Source organism: Photorhabdus bodei, assembly GCF_003287735.1.
GTDB classification, from domain to species: domain Bacteria; phylum Pseudomonadota; class Gammaproteobacteria; order Enterobacterales; family Enterobacteriaceae; genus Photorhabdus; species Photorhabdus kayaii.
This window is the reverse complement of the sequence record NZ_NSCM01000006.1, coordinates 106,041-126,417: the sequence shown is the minus strand read 5'-3', so window position 1 is coordinate 126,417 and position 20,377 is coordinate 106,041. Positions and strand designations below refer to the sequence as shown.

General features: G+C 39.1%; 15 protein-coding genes, 1 tRNA gene and 1 pseudogene. 10 read left to right on the top strand and 7 right to left on the bottom strand.

The window, feature by feature from the left end; translation table 11 throughout:
* Nucleotides 1–10: 10 nt before the first annotated feature.
* Nucleotides 11–1,258, bottom strand: a complete 1,248-nt coding sequence (gene hutI / locus CKY02_RS06760; protein WP_112894697.1) for an imidazolonepropionase — start codon at nucleotides 1,256–1,258, stop codon at nucleotides 11–13.
* 236 nt (nucleotides 1,259–1,494) lie between these two features.
* Between hutI and smrB the strand changes: the two genes are divergently transcribed.
* Nucleotides 1,495–2,028 carry an endonuclease SmrB gene (gene smrB, locus CKY02_RS06755; protein ID WP_112876302.1) on the top strand — a complete coding sequence of 178 codons (534 nt, stop codon included), beginning with the start codon at nucleotides 1,495–1,497 and terminating at the stop codon, nucleotides 2,026–2,028.
* A gap of 20 nt (nucleotides 2,029–2,048) precedes the next feature.
* Here the strand turns inward: smrB and sixA are convergent, their stop codons facing one another.
* The 3 genes from sixA to fadI all read right to left on the bottom strand — a co-directional run bounded on the left by sixA (nucleotide 2,049) and on the right by fadI (nucleotide 6,282).
* Nucleotides 2,049–2,531 (bottom strand): phosphohistidine phosphatase SixA, encoded by a 483-nt coding sequence (gene sixA, locus CKY02_RS06750; RefSeq protein WP_112894696.1) that lies wholly within the window; start codon nucleotides 2,529–2,531, stop codon nucleotides 2,049–2,051.
* 257 nt (nucleotides 2,532–2,788) lie between these two features.
* On the bottom strand, nucleotides 2,789–4,972 hold the full coding sequence (gene fadJ, locus CKY02_RS06745) for a fatty acid oxidation complex subunit alpha FadJ (protein ID WP_112894695.1): 2,184 nt from the start codon (nucleotides 4,970–4,972) through the stop codon (nucleotides 2,789–2,791).
* Complete coding sequence (fadI, locus tag CKY02_RS06740; protein ID WP_112894694.1) at nucleotides 4,972–6,282, bottom strand: acetyl-CoA C-acyltransferase FadI; 1,311 nt, start codon at nucleotides 6,280–6,282, stop codon at nucleotides 4,972–4,974. Before fadI ends, fadJ begins: the two co-directional genes overlap by 1 nt.
* Nucleotides 6,283–6,871: 589 nt before the next feature.
* On the opposite strand from fadI, the gene fadL reads away from it, so the two are divergent.
* Nucleotides 6,872–8,200, top strand: coding sequence for a long-chain fatty acid transporter FadL (gene fadL, locus CKY02_RS06735; RefSeq protein ID WP_112894693.1), 1,329 nt, complete (start codon nucleotides 6,872–6,874; stop codon nucleotides 8,198–8,200).
* A gap of 77 nt (nucleotides 8,201–8,277) precedes the next feature.
* Here the strand turns inward: fadL and mlaA are convergent, their stop codons facing one another.
* Nucleotides 8,278–9,030 (bottom strand): phospholipid-binding lipoprotein MlaA, encoded by a 753-nt coding sequence (gene mlaA, locus CKY02_RS06730; RefSeq protein WP_112894692.1) that lies wholly within the window; start codon nucleotides 9,028–9,030, stop codon nucleotides 8,278–8,280.
* A 189-nt stretch (nucleotides 9,031–9,219) separates the two neighbouring features.
* Here mlaA and CKY02_RS06725 point away from each other — a divergent pair.
* Nucleotides 9,220–9,294, top strand: a tRNA-Arg gene (locus CKY02_RS06725).
* 421 nt (nucleotides 9,295–9,715) lie between these two features.
* Here CKY02_RS06725 and CKY02_RS06720 read toward each other — a convergent pair.
* Complete coding sequence (locus tag CKY02_RS06720) at nucleotides 9,716–10,969, bottom strand: dicarboxylate/amino acid:cation symporter (protein ID WP_112876308.1); 1,254 nt, start codon at nucleotides 10,967–10,969, stop codon at nucleotides 9,716–9,718.
* 460 nt (nucleotides 10,970–11,429) lie between these two features.
* On the opposite strand from CKY02_RS06720, the gene ybfF reads away from it, so the two are divergent.
* Entirely contained in the window at nucleotides 11,430–12,221 is a 792-nt protein-coding gene (gene ybfF, locus CKY02_RS06715) for an esterase (protein WP_112894691.1), read from the top strand.
* 524 nt (nucleotides 12,222–12,745) lie between these two features.
* On the opposite strand, the gene CKY02_RS06710 is transcribed toward ybfF, so the two are convergent.
* Nucleotides 12,746–13,762 carry a formamidase gene (locus CKY02_RS06710; RefSeq protein WP_112894690.1) on the bottom strand — a complete coding sequence of 339 codons (1,017 nt, stop codon included), beginning with the start codon at nucleotides 13,760–13,762 and terminating at the stop codon, nucleotides 12,746–12,748.
* Nucleotides 13,763–14,180: 418 nt separating this feature from the next.
* On the opposite strand from CKY02_RS06710, the pseudogene vapB reads away from it, so the two are divergent.
* The 6 genes and pseudogenes from vapB to CKY02_RS06680 all read left to right on the top strand — a co-directional run bounded on the left by vapB (nucleotide 14,181) and on the right by CKY02_RS06680 (nucleotide 20,035).
* Nucleotides 14,181–14,423 (top strand): annotated as a pseudogene (gene vapB / locus CKY02_RS25605) (type II toxin-antitoxin system VapB family antitoxin).
* A 602-nt stretch (nucleotides 14,424–15,025) separates the two neighbouring features.
* The gene (locus tag CKY02_RS06700) at nucleotides 15,026–16,009 is read left to right on the top strand and encodes a class I SAM-dependent methyltransferase (protein WP_112894689.1); all 984 of its coding nucleotides are present in this window, start codon (nucleotides 15,026–15,028) and stop codon (nucleotides 16,007–16,009) included.
* A gap of 7 nt (nucleotides 16,010–16,016) precedes the next feature.
* Nucleotides 16,017–16,391 (top strand): cupin domain-containing protein, encoded by a 375-nt coding sequence (locus CKY02_RS06695; protein WP_112894688.1) that lies wholly within the window; start codon nucleotides 16,017–16,019, stop codon nucleotides 16,389–16,391.
* 1 nt (nucleotide 16,392) lies between these two features.
* Nucleotides 16,393–17,460 carry a pyridoxal phosphate-dependent aminotransferase gene (locus CKY02_RS06690; RefSeq protein WP_167405275.1) on the top strand — a complete coding sequence of 356 codons (1,068 nt, stop codon included), beginning with the start codon at nucleotides 16,393–16,395 and terminating at the stop codon, nucleotides 17,458–17,460.
* Nucleotides 17,453–18,784: an MATE family efflux transporter gene (locus tag CKY02_RS06685; protein ID WP_112894686.1), complete on the top strand. Its 1,332-nt coding sequence runs from the start codon at nucleotides 17,453–17,455 to the stop codon at nucleotides 18,782–18,784. Before CKY02_RS06690 ends, CKY02_RS06685 begins: the two co-directional genes overlap by 8 nt.
* Before the next feature lie 12 nt (nucleotides 18,785–18,796).
* Nucleotides 18,797–20,035 carry an ATP-grasp domain-containing protein gene (locus CKY02_RS06680; RefSeq protein ID WP_112894685.1) on the top strand — a complete coding sequence of 413 codons (1,239 nt, stop codon included), beginning with the start codon at nucleotides 18,797–18,799 and terminating at the stop codon, nucleotides 20,033–20,035.
* Nucleotides 20,036–20,377 lie beyond the last annotated feature (342 nt).

Genomic DNA, 20,377 nt, shown 5'->3' with positions numbered 1-20,377 from the left:
TTACCGCTCCTTATCTGTTATATATGCTGGAATGAGTCATAACACCACGAAATACTCTGGTATTCAAAGGGTTATGCCCCAACTCATAGAAAATATCAACGGGATTTTCTGCATCCCAGACAACAAAATCGGCGTAAGCTCCTGCACGCAACTGTCCGTGACGCTGTTCTCTGCCCAATGCACGAGCCGCATGTCGGGTTACACCTAACCATACCTCTTCAGGAGTCAATCCAAATTGGACACATGCCATATTCATGGTCATTCGCAAAGAAGCAAATGGGCTGGTTCCAGGATTAAAATCGGTAGATACAGCTATCGGCACATTAAATTGCCGCAATAAATCAATAGGAGGGCGCTGTGTTTCCTGCAAAAAGTAGAACGCACCAGGAAGCAAAACAGCTACCGTACCACTGTGACTGAGCGACTCAACTCCCTCCTGATCTAAATATTCAATATGATCCACAGAAAGACCATGATAGCGAGCGACCAGTTCACTCCCGCCTAAATGAGATAACTGTTCCACATGACCTTTTACTGGAATGTTCCAACGCTGTGCTTCCTGAAAGAGTCGCTCAGTTTGTGCCAGATTAAATCCTACACTCTCACAAAAAACATCTACTGCCTCAAACAGCCCTTTTTGCCAAAGTTGTGGAAGGATATCTTCGCAAATCAGATCCATATAAGCATCGGGATTATGCTTATATTCAGGTGGACAAGTATGAGCAGCAAGCAATGTGGGGCTGATCTCGATCGGGTTATGTCGCGCCAAGTGCTGCGCAACCTGTAGCAACTTTTCTTCATTTTCCAGATTTAATCCATAACCCGATTTAATCTCAATAGTGGTCACACCTTCGGCCATAAATGCAGCAAGTCGTTGTTGCGCGGAACGCTCAAGTTGCTCATGAGAACTGGCCCGAGTCGCAGAAACTGTCGCATTAATCCCCCCTCCCTGAGCGCTGAGTTCAGCATAGGACATACCATTTAAACGCTGTTCCCACTCATAAGCCCGGTTACCACCAAACACTAAATGGGTGTGACAATCGATTAAACCAGGGGTAATTAAGCGTTGTTGGACATCAATTACCTGGCAACGACTCGTCTGTAATGTTGCAGTGGGCAAAATAGCTAAAATTTTGTCATCACGCACCACAAGATCATATTCTTTTAATAATCCGTAAGCTGCATTAACAGCAGGATCCATTGTTGCCAGTCTTGCATTACGCCAGATGATATCAGTATCACACAGTTCTATTACCATGATCAGCATCCTGTATTGGTCTGTATCTGATAAATCAGTTTTTTAATTGTATATACATTTATTTTCCAACCCACTGTCATTGTCAAATTATTTTATTAACTATCTGGATATACCTTCTTATCAGCATTTTTAAACCACAAACTCGGTAAAATCAGGTTTTATTAAACATAATCAGGTTTAATAGTTAAAAAGATGCAGTACACTTGTCACAAAATGGTTTAATCAACTGAGCAATGATGAAAAATAAATACTCCCTGAATGAGGAAGAGATTCACTTATTTCAACAATCGGTAACAGGCACTAAACGCATCAACCAGGATACCGTCTTACATTCTCCCAGAAGAAAAAAAACCAGCTATATTGCCCCTGAACGAATTCAGCAAGAGCAAATTGATGCCAGCTACTATTTTTCTGATGAATTTCAGCCCAACCTTGATACCGAGGGCCCTACCCGTTACGTAAGGGAAGATACAAACCATTATGAATTGAAGAAATTACGTCGAGGTGACTATTCGCCAGAACTGTTTCTTGATTTACACGGATTAACTCAAATGCAGGCCAAACAGGAAATTGGAGCATTGATCGCTGCTTGCCGTCGTGAACATGTCTATTGTGCCTGTATCATGCACGGCCACGGAAAACACATTCTCAAACAGCAAACACCTCTGTGGTTAGCCCAACACCCAGATATCATAGCCTTTCATCAAGCGCCAAAGGAATGGGGAGGTAACGCCGCACTATTGATGCTTATCGAACTTGATGAGCCTTGAGCCAATACGCCGCTGAATTATTAGGCTTTTGCTACCAATTGAGACGGACTGACCTGCCAGGCAAGAGTCCCTTTGCCAGTCTGGCTGTTTAAATCCACGCATATCATTGCAGAAGTTGCAAACATCGGTGGTGTTTCTGCCGGACATAGCTCAGCAACTAAGTAGCTGACTAATGGTAAGTGAGAGACAACTAAAACAGCGTTATGACCTTGCTCAGCAAGAAACTGGAGATAACTACTCACTGTAGCAGCATCACCTGACGGCGTTAATCCCAACAACACCTCTTCACCATCCGGCAAAGATAAGGATTTACGAACAATCTGTAACGTTTGTTCAGCGCGAATATAAGGACTCACCAATACGAGATCAATCTGATGCTTTTGCTGTGCTAACCAACAAGCCATTTTTTGCGATTCATCAAAACCGCGAGGAGTGAGTTGCCGGGCAGCATCGCTAATTGCATCTAAAGCCGCGTCACCATGACGCATAATAAAAATTTGCATAGTCCACCGTATGAATGAGTAAGTGCAGTTATCCCACTTCTGAGTTATACAATAAAAATTGTTTCTACAAAAAACATTTCAGACAGGGTGAACAAGCATTCTACTCAAAACAAAAACAAATAAAATGATTGAACGACAACCCAATAGATGTTGTTTGAACCTATAAAGAGATCTTTTTTATTCAAAAACACTTAATATAATTCCGGAGCCCCACGGCACCGGAATCCATCTTTTCATCAATACAGTACAAGCCACCACTATGGATAAAAACTTTTATTCTGTTCAGCCATTTTCATTAAACATTCACAAGGTACAAATCTGTCTCCATACTGGCTTTCCAGCCTACGCAGAATCTCCACCACTCTGGCACAACCAAGACTATCAATATAACGGAATGGACCACCAAAGAATGGCGGAAAACCAATGCCAAATACCGCCCCAATATCACCATCACGCGGACTTCTGATAATGCCTTCATCCAAGCAACGAACAGCTTCATTAAGCATTAGCATCACACAACGTTGAGCAATTTCTGACGAGAGCATGTGCGACTCAGGTGTTATATTTAGCAAGGTATAAACTGAGCTATCAACTTTTTTGCCTTTCTTACCAAACTGCCAGAATTTTCTGGACCCTGAGGCATATAAATAGAAACCACGGCCATTTTTCCTACCCTTACGACCATCTTTCAGTACAGCATCGAGAGACTCAGGCGCAGCAAAACGCGGACCTAGTTGTTCTACCAGAATCGGCATGATTTTGGTGCCAACATCAATACCTACTTCATCCAATAAATTAATCGGCCCTACTGGAAAACCAAAATTAACCAGTGCTCCATCGATATGGTCAATAGGTTCTCCTGCTACCAGGCAATGCGCGGCCTCACTAATATAAGGGACAAGAATCCGGTTTACATAAAACCCGGCTTTATCACCTACCACGATAGCGGTTTTACCCTGTTTCTTCGCCAAAGAAACGGCTGTAGCAATCGTTTTCTCACTGGTCCCTTGATGTGGAATAACTTCCACCAGCGGCATCTTATCCACTGGACTAAAATAATGCAGACCAATAACCTGCTCTGGTCGTTGGGCTTTTTCAGCAATCTGATGGATAGGTAGTGAAGATGTATTAGATGCAAATATGGTTTCTGGTTTAGCATTCGTTTCAATTTCTGCCACCATTTGCTGTTTTAGTGGCAAATCCTCAAACACTGCTTCAACAACAATATCGGTTTGTGCGAAACCACGATAATCTACTGTTCCTGAAATTAGCATCATTTGTTGAGCACACTCTGCCGGGCGTAGTCGTTTTTGCTTCACCCGCTTGGACAACAAATCCCAAGTATATTTCAATACCTGGCTAATGCCCTTTTCATTAATATCTTTAATCCGCACCGGTAGTTTGCCACGAGTGGCTGTTACATTCGCAATGCCTCCGCCCATCAAACCACCACCTAATATACCAACGCGCTTGATCTCCGCCGGCTTCTCTGATGACCCCGTTTCATTCTTCAACGAAGTTGCAGCAAAAAACAGATTACGTAAAGCAGCAGATTCCCGTGTCATTGCCAGTTCACCAAATGCTACCGCCTCAGCCCGTAAACCCTGGCTCATGCCTTTTTCAAGACCTTCTTTGACAACTTCAATAATTCGTTCAGGTGCAGGATAATGACCACGAGTTTTCGCCAGTGTCTTTTTACGAACAATATTAAACAAAAAGTATCTTCCCACGGGGCCAACTAATAGCCGCTGTTGCCACGGCAAAGGCTTACGCACAGGAATACCCTTTTTGACTTTTTCGATAGCAATGTCTAGCAGAATATCCAACGGCACAACATCATCCACCAATCCGAGCCGTAATGCCTGTTTCGCCCGTAGCTGTTTACCTGTCAGAATGATATCCAACGCTGAACTAACACCAATAAGCCTTGGCAACCGCTGAGTACCACCAGAGCCGGGTAATAACCCAAGTTGAACTTCCGGTAATCCAAGACGAGTTTTATCATCCTGTGAACATACACGCCAATGACATGCAAGCGCCAATTCCAAACCGCCCCCCAAACAAGCGCCATGAATTGCTGCTACGACAGGCAAGGGGTAATTGGCTATCTGAGAAAATAGTTTCTGACCCTTTTCAGCCAAATCTCGCGCATCTTCTTTGGTCTTACATCCGGCAATCATAGAAATATCAGCACCAGCAATAAACGTATCCGACTTACCGGAAATCAATATTAATCCTTTAAGACCAGAAGATTGCTGAGCTTGCTTGAAAACATTCAGAAATTGATCAACAAATTCTGCTTTTAGCGTATTTACCTTTTCTCCCGGTACATTAATGGTGATAATGCCGATCTTATCTGGCCTGACATCAAAACTGAAAACAGAAGCAGTTTGGTTTGTACCCGTAGTGATGGGTGCAGCATCATGCTGAGCCTGAGTCATTATTCCACCTCCAATACCATAGCTGTGCCCAACCCGCCAGCAGCACAAGCTGTTGTCAGCCCAAGGCCACCGCCACGACGACGCAACTCATTCAATACCTGCGTCACCATACGAGCTCCTGTTGCTGCAAATGGGTGCCCATAAGCGATTGAACCCCCTAAGACATTAAATTTGTCCATATCGACTTCACCAATTGCCTGAGCACGCCCTAATTTATTACGAGCAAATTCATCACTGGCAAACATTTTCAGGTTTGCCAGTGTCTGAGCCGCAAAAGCTTCATGCATATCGATTAAAGTTAGATCTTTCAGTGTAATACCTGCACGATCGAGCGCTATTGGCGTGGCGTATGACGGCCCTAATAACATATCTTGCCAGACATCAATGGCCGAGAATGCATAGCTACGCAGATAACCAAGCGGTTTTATTCCCAACGCCTTAGCCACTGATTCACGCATCAATATGACCGCCGCTGCACCATCCGTCAGCGGTGTACTGTTTGCAGCAGTGACCGTGCCGTACTTACGGTCAAATGCCGGACGCAGCTTCGCATAAGAGGTCAGTACAGAATTTTTACGAATATTATTATCTTCAAATAATGCTTCACGGTATGGAGGGAAGTGAGCTGTCATGACTTCATCAACCAACAATCCCTGTTCCCAAGCTTTTGCTGCCAGAATATGGGAGCGATGTGCTAATGCATCCTGATCTTCTCGACTGATACGGTAAGTCTTCGCCATCTGTTCCGCGGTATCTCCCATACGCAGACCCGTCGAATATTCCGCTACCGCCGGAGATACAGGCAATAAATCACGAAATTTAAGGCGGCTAAGTAACTTTAGGCGTTGCGATAGCGTTTTAGCCTTATTCATCTCCACCAGAGTACGAGCCAAGGATTTAGTCACACCAATCGGCAATACAGACGAAGAATCTGCTCCACCAGCAATCCCGATATTCACCGTGCCAGCCATAATGCTTTCAGCCACATTAGCAATCGCCTGGAAACTAGTGGCACATGCACGGGATACACTGTAAGCATCAGTACTCACACTTAACCCAGTACCAAGAACGATTTCACGGGCAATATTCGGCGCTTCAGGCATTTGCACTACTTGCCCAAACACCAGTTGGTCAATCTTTTCAGGGAGTAAACCACTCCTTGTCACAAGTTCGCTGACGACTGATTTACCCAAATCCACAGCCGGTATGTCGTGATACGATGTTGCCTGTTTAGCAAATGGAATGCGTAGCCCACTGACAATGGCGATACGATCACCTTGATGTGTCACTTTTGTTAAAGGACGACTCATAACGGCTCCTGAAAGATTATCGTTAACTGAATCAAATTACTGAAAAAACTCTTCAACCAACCTGGACAGGTCTGACCTGACAGATCATTGTTAGCGTAATGTTTATAAATAGCAAACCTGAATAAACCAAAAATGAGAGGAAGCGCAACTTTAATTTATTTAATGGCTAAATGGTTTCAATGCTTATTCGAACATGTTCGCAAGCTTTTGCTTTTGTGCGACACTGGCTTATTACATCAGTCATAATTTCATTACTCAAATATTCATAATGAATTTTAATATCTTATCTCTCTTAAACTACCGGAAAACTCGTTCTACCCCTTAAAGTATATTTATCTGCCGAAATTTGATCTTAAAAAATCATTTTTAAACATTTTTATTAATATCAAAAATCATTTTTTTGTTAACTGAGTCGCGTTTTTGATATCAACTTGGTAATATTTTGAAAACATCCTTGCAACACCAACTGTTATCAGACCTATACTTCACGACTGGTCTGATTTGTCAGCGAGGCAAACCGACCCTACAATCCTGCGCTCCTTGATAAGATAAGTGGCATAGTTAAATAATAAACAAGAGGGTTTTGGTTATGAACCAGAAAAACCTGTTCACCCGTTCAGCATTAGCGGTTGCAGTGGCAATAATTTCATCAAATGCTGGCGCTGCTGGTTTCCAGTTAAATGAATTTTCTACTTCGGCTTTGGGCCGTGCTTTTTCCGGGGAAGGCGTTGTTGCTGATAACGCAACGGTAGGAAGTCGTAACCCAGCAGCAATGACGCTGTTTGATCGCCCATCATTTTCCATTGGTGCTGTCTATATCAACCCTGATGTTGACATTACCGGTAAATCCCCAATAACGGGCAAAAGTACTAACGCTAAAAATATTGCTCCTACCGCTTGGATACCTAACATACATTTCATTATGCCAATCGATGATCAATGGTTTGTTGGGACCTCGGTCACCACCAACTTCGGCCTGGCAACCAATTTTAGCAATAACTATGAAGCAGGGCCCATCGGCGGTAAAACTGACCTGACAACGTTGAACTTCAATCTGAGCGGTGCTTATCGTCTGAATGATCACTTTAGCTTTGGTTTAGGGCTGAACGCGGTTTATGCGGATGCAAAAATTGTCCGTCATGCAGGTATTCTGTCGCAGAAACTGCGAGGCGCCATAAACCCAACAGATGAAGTTGCTAACCTAGAAGGCAAAGATTGGGGTTATGGCTGGAACGCGGGCATCATGTATGAAGTGGATGAAAATAACCGTTACAGCTTGACTTACCGTTCTAAAGTTAAAATTAAGTTTAAAGACGGTGATTATAAGAATGACGTACCTGTTCAGGTAGGTAAAATGCTGGAAAGAGCGGGGGTGCATTTACCTGCTACCGGCGGTCAAACCGTTGGCGGTAAATTGGATCTCAAGTTGCCAGATATCTGGGAAGTTTCTGGTTATAACCGTGTAGCACCTAAATGGGCTATCCACTATAGCCTAGCGTATGCAGGGTGGAGTGAGTTTGATGAACTAAAAGGGACTAGCAAAAAAGACGGCTCCGTCCTGTTTAGTAAACATGAAGGCTTCAAAGATGCCTACCGTATTGCTTTAGGTACAACTTATTATCACGATGACAATTGGACATTCCGCACGGGTATCGCCTTTGATGACAGCCCGATCCCTGCTGAAAACCGTTCTATCTCTATTCCAGATCAAGATCGTTTCTGGCTGAGCGCTGGTGCAACTTATGCATTTAACAAAGATGCTTCTGTTGATGTAGGTGTTTCTTATATGCATGGTCAGAAAGTCACTGTCAAAGAGAGATTATCTGAAAACAAATCTGATCCAACTAACGTACCATATGAATTCGAAGCTAAAGGTTCTGCTTGGCTTTACGGTGTGAACTTCAACTACGCATTCTAATAATATGCAGCCCTAAAAAAGGATAGCTCCACTGCTATCCTTTTTTATCTACAAAGTTAACAATCAAATAACGACTTTCAATCAATACTATCCAAATCATCCTGTAATGCTTCCGCATTCGGATTTTTCGTGGCTTCCAGCTTACCACCTCTTGCCATAAAATCATGGCTCTGGAAATAAGCCTCACGCATCATCAAATAAGGATCTGATGAGTTCTTCAACAAGCCATCAGAATCCAGTAAACGAGCACGGGTTTCAATACCTTCAAATGCCCACTTGCCGGCTGACATCCAAATAGTCAGATAACTCAGCATTGGATAAGTCATATCCGCCCAATTTCCCCCTTCATCACGTAGGGTGAAACTGCCATAGCCCGGTAATACAACATAAGGACCATATCCCACCTTATAATAGCCTAGGGTACTCCCAAAGCGTTTTGACTCTTCTTTTGCCAATTTAGGGTTTGCCATCGTTGCAACATCAATCAGCCCCCCCATACCCAAAATGGTATTCAGGAAAAAACGATTAAAATGTTTCATCCCCTGATATGGGTTACCACGCAAGAAACTGTTTACCATACTAGCCGGCTCTTCGAGATTACTCAGAAAATTACCCAAACCATTTCGAGCAGGCATCGGCACATAATCGTGCCACGCTACCGCGACTGGACGTAAAACATAAGGGTCAAGAACATCATAATTAAAGTTGAACATTGTACGGTTAAAACCTTCCAATGGGTCTGAACGCCCCTGTTCAACAGTATCAGATGAATTAGCGCATCCCACTAGTAATGCGGCGGTAAGAGCGATTCCGCCCAAACGATACTTCATACATCTCTCCAAATAATAACCTTCTAGATTCGGCAAATCAGTTTGTTGCTCGACTCGCCGATGATCATCAATAATGTAAATATTACTGACAATCCAACTTGAATGGTACTCAATTCAAGCGATCACTAAATAGGCAAACAGTTTATAACACCTTATATTATGAATGAAAAGCCGTTATAATAAAGCTACGTCCCCTTAGTTAAATGGATATAACAAGCCCCTCCTAAGGGCTAATTGCTGGTTCGATTCCAGCAGGGGACGCCACCCTTAACTACACCCACCTAAACAAATCCACCAAAAACCCAATAACAGCAAGCAATCATACTAAATCCACCTAAATCGAACTAAATTGGAATAAACTCTAACGCGGGGGTAATAGTCACACAGTCAAACTGAAACTCACCAATAGAGCGGGTTATTGCTGTCGTTGTGGTGTTAAAACCGCTTAGTGAGTCCATACATACAGTACTTGCAACAAGAAAAATCGCAATCAAAAAACAAAAAACGCCGAAAAGGCTTGGTTCACACTTTAGATCCCAATAAATTGAAAGTAAGTTACGTATGCATATCAGCGGGAGAATAGTATGAATTGCTGCTGGTCTTCATTGATTAGAATTCATGCCGACACAAGGCCGGCATTATTTTATTAATTGGTCATCGAATAGATAAAAACTTAAAAATTTACTTACTTGGCATTTAGCACTTCGTTTAATTTGCCTTCATCAAGCTGACGACAACGCTTCGCGACCACAATCGTTGCAACACCATTACCAATTAGATTCGTTAAAGCTCTGGCTTCTGACATGAAACGATCTATTCCCAGTATTAATGCCAGCCCTGCTAGTGGTAAATGCCCAACAGCAGAAATTGTCGCAGCTAATACAATAAACCCACTACCTGTTACGCCAGCAGCACCTTTAGAAGATAAAAGTAATACAACCAATAGCGTTATTTGATGCACAATATCCATATGAGTATTTGTTGCTTGAGCAATAAATACCGCAGCCATTGTCAGGTAAATGGAGGTACCATCCAGATTAAAGGAATATCCCGTCGGTATCACCAACCCAACAACAGATTTCTGGCATCCCGCTTTCTCCATTTTATCTAACATACGCGGCAATGCAGATTCAGAAGATGATGTTCCCAATACAATTAATAACTCTTCTTTAATGTAATTAATAAACCGGAATATACTAAATCCTGTCGCTTTTGCGATTGTCCCTAAAACAAATATGACAAAAAGAATACAGGTGATATAAAAGCAAACTATTAATTGTCCTAATTGTACCAACGTACCAATACCATATTTACCGATGGTAAATGCCATTGCACCAAAAGCGCCTAAAGGAGCCAATCGCATTATCATATTGATAATACCGAAAATAACATGCGAAAAACCATCAATAATATTGAAGATTGATTTCCCTTTCTCTCCTAAACGATGAAGTGCAAAACCAAATAACACAGCAAATAATAAGACCTGCAAAATATTACCACTGGCAAACGCCCCAATGACACTGGCCGGAATAACATCAAGTAAAAATGCTATTATCCCTTGTTCAGCAGCCTTCTCCGCATATAGGGATACCGCTTTAACATCTAACGTAGAGGGATCAATATTCATCCCAGCACCAGGCTGCATAACATTGACAACAATTAGCCCAATAATCAAAGCAATTGTGCTAACTATTTCAAAATACACCAGTGCAATAGCACCCGTTTTACCAACAGCTTTCATACTTTCCATACCTGCAATGCCGGTTACAACAGTACAGAAAATAACAGGAGCAATAACCATTTTGATTAATTTAACAAATCCATCACCCAATGGCTTCATTTCTGTACCAAGCTCTGGATAGAAATGCCCCAGAAGTATACCGATAGTTATTGCGAGCAAAACTTGAAAATAAAGACTCTTTAGTAAATTTTTCTTCACTTCTTAATTCCCTAATCCATAGTATAAATCAGATTCTATTTATTCTTATTAGAACGATGTAGTTTTTGTTAAATGTACTTTATACCTTTATTTAATAAAACATAAAGTAAATTTTCATCATTTTTTCACAAAAAATTAAAATTAACACACAATTTTTTAAGATACAGATCACATAAACACACAATCAATAACCTCACTAAGATGATTGAACCAATAATCATCTCACAAGTTATTTAAAACTTTCCATTTAAAAATATTATTTACTCGAAGAATGTTTATTTTTCAATCCATTAAGTATTACCATAAAAAAATTAACAAATTTTTGATACATGAACATTTTGAAAACGATGTAATCATAAGAAATTATTAACTATAATTGTACAGCCTGGTTGCTTTTTTATAATTTAAGCAACAATATACACGGCATGATATCAATACCTGAAAGAAAACAATTCTCATCATGAAATTAGACAACCTGTTAAATTACCATATTCAGATACCGGAAAATCCGCTCTCTTCTACCCCAGTGGTATTAATCCATGGGTTATTCGGTGATCTCAATAATCTTGGGGTTTTGGCTCGTGATTTGCAGCAATACTATCCTGTCATTCAAGTCGATGTACGCAATCATGGTCTATCTCCACGGGCAAACAACATGGATTACCACGATATGGCACAAGATGTTATTTCCCTGCTGGATCATCTGCAAATTCAGTCCACCCTTATTATTGGTCATTCAATGGGCGGTAAGATCGCGATGGCAATGACCGCATTAGCACCAGAGCGGATAGAAAAAATTGTTCTTATTGATATAGCCCCCGTTGCCTATCAGGTTCGCCGTCATGACCAAATTTTTACCGCACTGAACAAAGTGACAGAAGCCGGAGTGAAATCCCGTCAAGACGCTGCTAAGATTATGCGAGAAAATATTCAGGAAGAAGGTGTCATTCAGTTTTTACTGAAATCATTCCATCAGGGGGAATGGAAATTCAATTTACCGGCATTAATTAACCAGTATGAAAAGATCATCGGCTGGCAAGAAATCCCTACATGGCCTCGCCCGGCCCTGTTTATTCGTGGTGGCCTTTCCTCTTATATCCAGGAAGAGTACCGGAATGATATCACCAGACAATTTCCACAAGCCGAAGCTTGGGTTATCGCAGGTTGCGATCACTGGGTTCACGCAGAAAAACCAGACGCAGTGTTAAAGGCAATTCATCGTTTTCTTAATACCAATACGGAATTAATGTAGGAAACCGGTTAATTAGCGATAAAAGTATCAAACTCACTGAACTTCGAAATCGCTGCGGCTATCAAGTGATCATTGCCCTCTCCACCGTTGATGACTGCATGGTAGCCCATCAGTTTTATCACATCATGGCCGGAACAACCGCAGGCATAAATGTAGCCACCAAATTCAATGGCATCAATGTTATTATCATCAGCGAAATAATTCCCGGCAAAGAAATAAATAGTTATTTATATCTCAATTAAATTAAATTTAGATTTTATATGTCCAATTTACACAAAAATTAAAACCATTCTCAATCATCATATTATATGATTAATCCATTCAATAAATTAATATTAAACTAGTAATACAACCAATTAATAAACACAATGGGATTAATAAAAATATAATAAAAAATCACCTTGCTATAATAGTTATCCAATAAAATATTCAAATCAATAAATATAGGACATAATGGGAGGTAAAATATCATCGGCCAATCCGATAATCATTACATCCTATATTTCCACAATCAGCCTCTCAGCTTACTTATCAATTTTCGGTAATGGCCCCAATTTCACACCTTCTGGATAATATTTCCAGCCATCACGAATACGGATATTTTCATCCCAAGGTAGTTTATATTCACCGTTTGCTAAATCACGCACCCAAGTCAAATAATTAGCTCTCTCTCCTCCAGGTTTACCAACATAACCTCGACAACCAAGATTAAAAATACTGTTCTCTAACGCCCAGTTCTCACGAGCCTTATCCGCCAAACGCGGGAACAGTTCAGCAGTGACAATTTCCCACGGATTACGCTGCCCTTGCTGGATAATGTTACCGTCATAATTACAAATCGTACCTTCACCGAAATAATAAAAAACCTCATCGTAGCCTGCCAGATTAACCGATACGGTATACATTAAGTTCTGCCAAGCATTAGTGCGGTTAGTCCAGATCCATTGGTCGTTGACTTGGGTAGAATAACCGGAAATGCGGATAAAAACGTTACAGCCTTTATAGGCGGCTTCGCGCGCCAATTCTGGAAACATACCATCGTGACAAATACACACCGCCAGCTTTGAACCTTTAGGCCCCTCACAAACCGGCATGCCCAAATTACCCGGCATCCAGGGTTCAATCGGCACCCAAGGCTGCAACTTGCGGTAATGCAATACAATCTCACCGTTGCTGTTAATAATTATCGCAGTGTTATAAGGTGGCTGCGACGGATCTTCATTATGTTCCATTACGGAAAACACACCCCAGATATCGTTGCGAATACAAGCTCGACGAAAACAGTCAACTTCTGGACCGTCCTGCGATAATAACATTTCATCATAAGTCCAGATCTTGGTATTTAATCCCTGAACGGAATATTCAGGAAATACAATAAAATCCAAGTCAGGATAACCGGCTTTAGTTGAATCGATTGTTTTACAAATCTGCTGCACTTGAACCTGAATATCTTCAGGCCCCTTAATAATAGGAACAGGATATTGAATAGCGGCAATTAATAACGCTTCATCCCACGCACTGACACTTCCGGTACTGCCCATAAAGACCTCTGAATGAATAGTAGTTATTAAAATTGAATGACAAGTTTCATCGTTATACAGACAAATAGAACGTTATCTTTACCCGTCGTTAAGCGATTTCACTAATGCATAATAGCGTCTCTTTTGTTCACAAAAATGCGATCTGTAACATTAAATAAGAAAATTAATAACTTTGTAGTAAAGAGTACCGCTATTAATATTAGGGTTAATTTGTCCTGAATAACTTTGCAAAATAGTCGAACACTTTGAAGGAGCTCAATCCGGTTTAAGCGATATGAGGAGTTATAAAAAGATCCCAAACGATCTGTTTGGCCTTTACAACATGTTAACCATCAGCAATCAGTCACCATAGACCTTGTCTATATTTGATTTTATGCTATATATTCGTGATATATAGCAATAATTAAAGAGATGTGCCATGATATATCAAAGTAAAGTTTTTATGAGCAACCGAACTCAGAATGTGAGGTTACCCGCAGATCTCCGTTATCCCTGATAATGTAAAAGAAGTTACTGTTAGGTCAAGAGGCAAGGAACGAATTATTGCGCCCATACAAAATACATAGGATAGTTTTTTCCTGTCTGATCAATCTGTAACTGACGATTTTTACCTGAACGTCCTGATCAAGTAACAAGTGAAAGAGAATCTTTCGATGATTAAGTATCTGCTCGATACTAATATCGTGATTTTCGCGATAAAAAAGCGCCCTCAATCCATTCCGCCTAAATTCAATAAGAATACAGACCACATGGCTATTTCTACGATCACGTTGGCAAAACTGATTTTTTGGGGCTGAAAAAAGTGGAAATCCTGAGAGAAATTTGGCAGTTATTAGTCGAATCCGCCCTTTATAATTAACTCTATTTAATAACAAAACCCTAAATCAAGGACAAATCATCAACCCTGTTTGCCAATTCGTTAAGAAAAACCGCCAACCTCAATGATAATAACCACAAAAATACTTAATATTATCAATAAATTATATGTCACAACATGATTTAACCAATAAAAAACTTTACATTTCTATACGTATAATGTATGAATATTCAAGATGGAATTGGGCAAATAGTGAGAGGAATCATGATCTTTTAATAAATAAAAGGCAATATCCGCTGCTTTTATTTCTTTCTTATTTATCCCATTCCAAATTGTTGCAATATAGATCTGTAGAACAATATGATTAGTTATTGGCATACCATGTTGTTGTGTAATGCTTTAGCTTTTTCAATTGACATTATATGCAATGAATAAGGAAAATCACCATGTTGGCATCAAATTTATTTAATGGTTATATTGGCTCCAACCTATGTTACCACCTTGAGAAAGAAGGTATATTTGAATTATTCGGAAGCAACTCTTCATTCGATAAGTCTATTCTGAAAGAAAAAAATTTTGACAACCGAAAAATAAAAATAATTGAATCCCTTATTTCATTCTCAACAAAATTTGGTTTTTTTGTTGATTCTGATGAAGGGAAAATTAGCCTGACTCCATTAGGCATGGATATGAGGAAAAATGTTGGATTTTTCACTTGGTCTATAGGTGGCTATGGGAATTTCATGCGAAACTTTACAGACCTCAAAGATGAGAAAAATAATTCATTATATAGTCTGATTGATGGAGCTAACGTAGCGTTAGGATCTCGGCAAGCAAATCGTGAATACATGTGGAATACAATAATTAAGGAATTAAAAAGACTAAATATAAGTAAAATAGTAGATTTAGGTTGTGGTGCAGCTGGAGCTTTAATCGACATTTGTAAGATTTTTAACAAAGTAACGGGCTTAGGTATTGATATAAGCCATAAAGCTATTGAAGCTGCTGAAATTAATATAAGAAATAATTCTATGGATGACAGAATTTGTGTGGTTAATCAGAACGTAATGGAAGCTACCGATGATGCTTCATTAATAGCCACATTCGAAACTGTTGATACAGTAATTTCCTTCATGATGCTGCATGATTTGTTTAGCATCAAAGATCCTGTGGACGTTCTTCGAACATTACAAAAGACTTTCCCAAAAGCAAAAAGATTTCTCCTGGCAGATACCTTTATGTCAGATGAAAATACAATCACCAAAGAAACTCCCATATTTACTTATGGTTTTGAATTCGTGCATCACTTTATGAATATAAGGATTTACAAGAAAGAAGAGTACATAGATTTCTTCTCCAAAGCTGGTTTTGAAATTGAAAAAATTCAATATTTGAATGTTCCTAACACTTACCTTTTCACTCTGAAGTGAGGCTTATATGGATTTTTATAATTGCGCACAAAATCTACCGGTAATGAAATCTGTCGTAGGTCATGAGAACAAGGTTCCCTTCTTTATAACTAAAGAAATGTTCGGGGGTGTACCTTTCGAGCTTGCAGGCGGCGATATATCAGAGTTAGTGAATAAACCTGTCGCCGCATTACACAAACATGAAGTTGATGAAATATATTTCCTAATTTCTCCTGAGCCAAACGAAGCTGTCATTGATGTAACAATAAATGGAGAAACAAAGACATACTCCTCTCCTAGTGTTATTCATGTACCAGCTGGAATAGAGCATCAATTCATTACAAGAAAGGCTAGTAAGGGATGTTACTGCTTTGGCATATTATATGGTTCCAAGGAGGTTTGAAATGAATAAAAATATGGATTTCAACACCAGTGATACCCATATATCTCATCGACTACATTTGAACGAAAGTGATAGCAATAACTTACTTAATCTTAATCATGTTTTTTTAAATGAATTTAAAAAGATTAGTATCTATCCAGATCCAGGAAATACAGATCTAAAAAACAAAATATCCTATCACTGTAGAGTTTCACCTGATATGGTGGTTTTAGGAAATGGTATAGATGAAATAATTCTTCTCTTAAGTTTAACTTTTTTAAAAAACAAAAAGACTATATTGACCAGTGAGGCCACATTTCCCGGTTATGAGACATCAGCAAAAATTGTCGGGGGAAATGTTATATACGTTCCTTTAAATGATATGAGGTGTAGTATTGCTAATTATCAGAAAAATATTGCTAGCGATGTTATTCTTGCTTATTTATGCAACCCTCACAATCCGACTGGAAGTATAGTAAGCGTAGATGAAGTTATCAATTTCATTGAGATAATGAATGATAAAAGAGTTATCCCCATCATTGATGAGGCTTATATTCAATTTTCTGATGAAAATAAGAACTCTATTCTAAAATATATAGCGAATGGTGGAAGGGCTATTGTGTTGCGGACTTTTTCCAAAGCATATGGCCTTGCTGGATTACGGGTGGGTTTTGCGGTAGGCCCTAAAGATTTAATTCATGCTGTCTCCTTAACTGCTCTCGCCTTGCCATTTAGAATAAACCGTTTCGCTCAAAGGATGGCTTCTGAAGTTCTTGCCAGTGATATTTTATCCATCAATGTAAGAACAGTGAAAAAGTTAATATCCACTATTGAATTATCATTTAGTAAGTCTGAGGTGACATATATACCATCCTCTACTAACTTTGTATGTTTTAAACCCCCTATGGGAAATACTGATTTTCTTATAAAGGCAGAAAAATTTGGAGTTATGGTTCGTGATTGTGGTCTTTTTGGACTCCCAGGTTGGATACGAGCGTCAGTAAGCAATAAAAAAGATGTCGATTGCCTTTTATTTTTATTAGATATTACTTCTTGTGAAGAAAACCAATCTGGTGATGTGAATGAATAGCAGAATTAACTTCAAATCATATCAGCAAGTTTTAATTACTGCCTTCCCTTTTATTTTGCTTATGCTTTCACAAAGCTTAAATAGCATTATTGATATGTTCATTGTAGGTAAGATCGGCATGAATGCCATCGCCGCTGTTGGTCTTTGCGGATTTATTTTCTCGATAATGACCAGTTGTGTAACTGGTATAACCATAAGCGTTCAAACTGTAGTTGGTAAGAGCATTGGTGCTGGAAAAATAAATCAAGGTATTAATGCGCTTCATAGTGCAATATTTGTTGCTATAGTTTTAGGTATATCAATCATAGGTTTAGGTTTTTTTATCCCAAAATTCATAACACTGTTTATTCATGATGAAGTTTTAGCTTCTAACTGTATAACTTACCTTCAAGCTCTAGTGTTAGGTGCTCCAGCTATAGGGATTGTCAGGGCTTTTCGAGGTTACTATGGCGGGATCGGTGAGAATAAAATGAGTGTATTAATAATCTTCTCTACTTATTTTTTTAATTTCTTAATAGGTTTTACACTCGTTTCCTTAGGGTATGGAATCAGAGGTGCTGGATTGGGAACATGTTGTGCTTTTTATATAGGTGCCTGCTTGTTTTATTTCAGTGGATATTTTATAGATTCTAAATATCGTTTTTTTAAAGTTACTAAAATTTTTGAACAGATCGGTGAGATATCAAAACTTTCTTTCTATGCAGGTATACAGCAACTCTTCTTTTCGGGTGGGTTTGCAGTCATGTTCATTATTGCTAGCCAAATGAATTCTTCCGCTTTGGCAGTGATAACAGTTCTCAATAATCTTATGCTGCTAAGCATCACACCGTTAATCGGAATGGGAATGGCTTCTGCGGTTTATGTGAGTCGATCTCTTGGAGCAAATAAATATAAGGATGCTAAATCGTGGGGTAATATTGCGGTAAAGTTAGGCTTTGGAATATTCACTATTCAACTCTTCATTTTGATAAATCCACATTACATTATGGGTTTATTCATAAAAGATAATTTTATAGTAAATAATTATATAGGATTGTTTAAAATAACGGTATTGTTTGTTTTTTCTGAGGTTTTTGCTCAAATATTAAAATTCTCTATGTTTGGAGCAGGTTTCAACCGGCAGTTGACAATGGTTACTGTGCCATTGCAGTGGTTTTTTTTCATACCGTTAGCTATTTATCTTTGTCTTTTCAAAAATCATGGCATTGAAATACTATGGTTTTCGTTTCTCGTGTATCGTTTAATTGAATCAATATTCATGCTGATTATTTGGTTAAAAGAAAGTTGGGTTCCTGCTAAGTTTCCTAAATCCGCTGACTGCTAAGGTGTGTATAAGATGAATTTGCTTATTATTGATTTTGAATCCTCTAATTCTAACCCTGTAAGTGAATGGTATAAAGATCACAATTGCTATTTAATTACCTCTATCGAATCATTAAGGCTAATGAGCAATGAAGTGATTTCATCGTTTAAGAAAGTTGTTGGTATTGAAAGTTTACATCCAGATAATGATGACCTTATTTTTTATCATGCAGAAAAGTTGAGAAAAGAAACGGTCTTTGATTACGTTATAGGGGTCAGAGAGTTTGACTTATTACCCGCTGCTTACATAAGAGATAAATGGGGTCTGCCAGGTGCAAGTGTCGAGGCAATAGAAGCATATAGAGACAAAGGTGTGATGAAAAAGATTTTGGAAAGAAATAATGTTTCCATCCCTAAGTTTTCATTGATAAAAAATGCTCTAGATGTTATCAAATTCATTGAGGAGCATGATTATCCCGTCATACTCAAACCACGAACTTCTAAACGTGCACGAGGCATTTCAATACTGAAAAATGACAATGATCTCCATAATTCTTTATATATTGGATTAAAGAAAAATTCCGAAGAGATAATTAATATGATGGTCGAGGAATTTGTTGATAGCCCAATGTATCATGTTGATGGAGTTGTCTTAAATAATCAGATAAGATTTATTTGGCCTTCATTATATGTGTCAAATTGCATGGACTTTCAGGATGGAAACTATATTTCAAGTTGTTTGTTATTACCTGAGGATAAACTGTTTGATAGAATAATAAAATATGTAAGAAAATGTATTGGGGCACTTCCTTCACCTGTGAATTTTGCTTTTCATGCAGAAGTTTTCCTATGTTCTGACGGAAGTTTTAAATTATGCGAAATCGCTGCTCGTGCAGGCGGTGGGCCAGTAATGACTGCGATAGAAAATATATTTGGCATCAACCCACAAGAGATTGCATTTAATGCTTACATTGGTAATGTGTCAAATGAACAGCTTGACTCTATCAATATTAGGCCAAGCTCAATTTGCGGATGGATAATTATACCAAATAAATTAACCAACTCTTATATTTATAATATTCCTGAATCTTGCCCTTTCCCTCAAGTTACAAGCTATAAAACTTTTGCTAGGGATGGAGATTATTTTTCTGACGAGCGCCAAGTTATAGCTGAAATCACTATAACTTCATCAACTTCGAATGAAGTTAAAAACCTCATCGCCGAGATTATGGAATGGTTCTATAGCCAAATTAATTTTAAAACAGTTAATTAAGTTGACCTGAGGTTTGTTTAAGAAGGGAACTAAGAGCCTATCCCAATAGGCGTAATTGTAAAGTGCGGTCAAAAGCTAATGCTTTTGTCTGAGCACTGCCCAAGTTCGCTCTTTATGGCAAAGAAGGGCAAATAAAATAGTCCTATTAGGATAGGCAGTAAGTGCCTGAGGCTTGATCAAAGTTTCTGCTCAAGAAAACAGAATCGTAGAAATCCTCAGGCATGTATAATCTAGAAGAACTTTACTGCAACATCGATGATTTTTGCCAACAATTTACCGAAAAAGCCGAGCCTGAATTTACATGATTCTGAAATTGCCGCCCTTAAGCAAATCTGCCGTTAA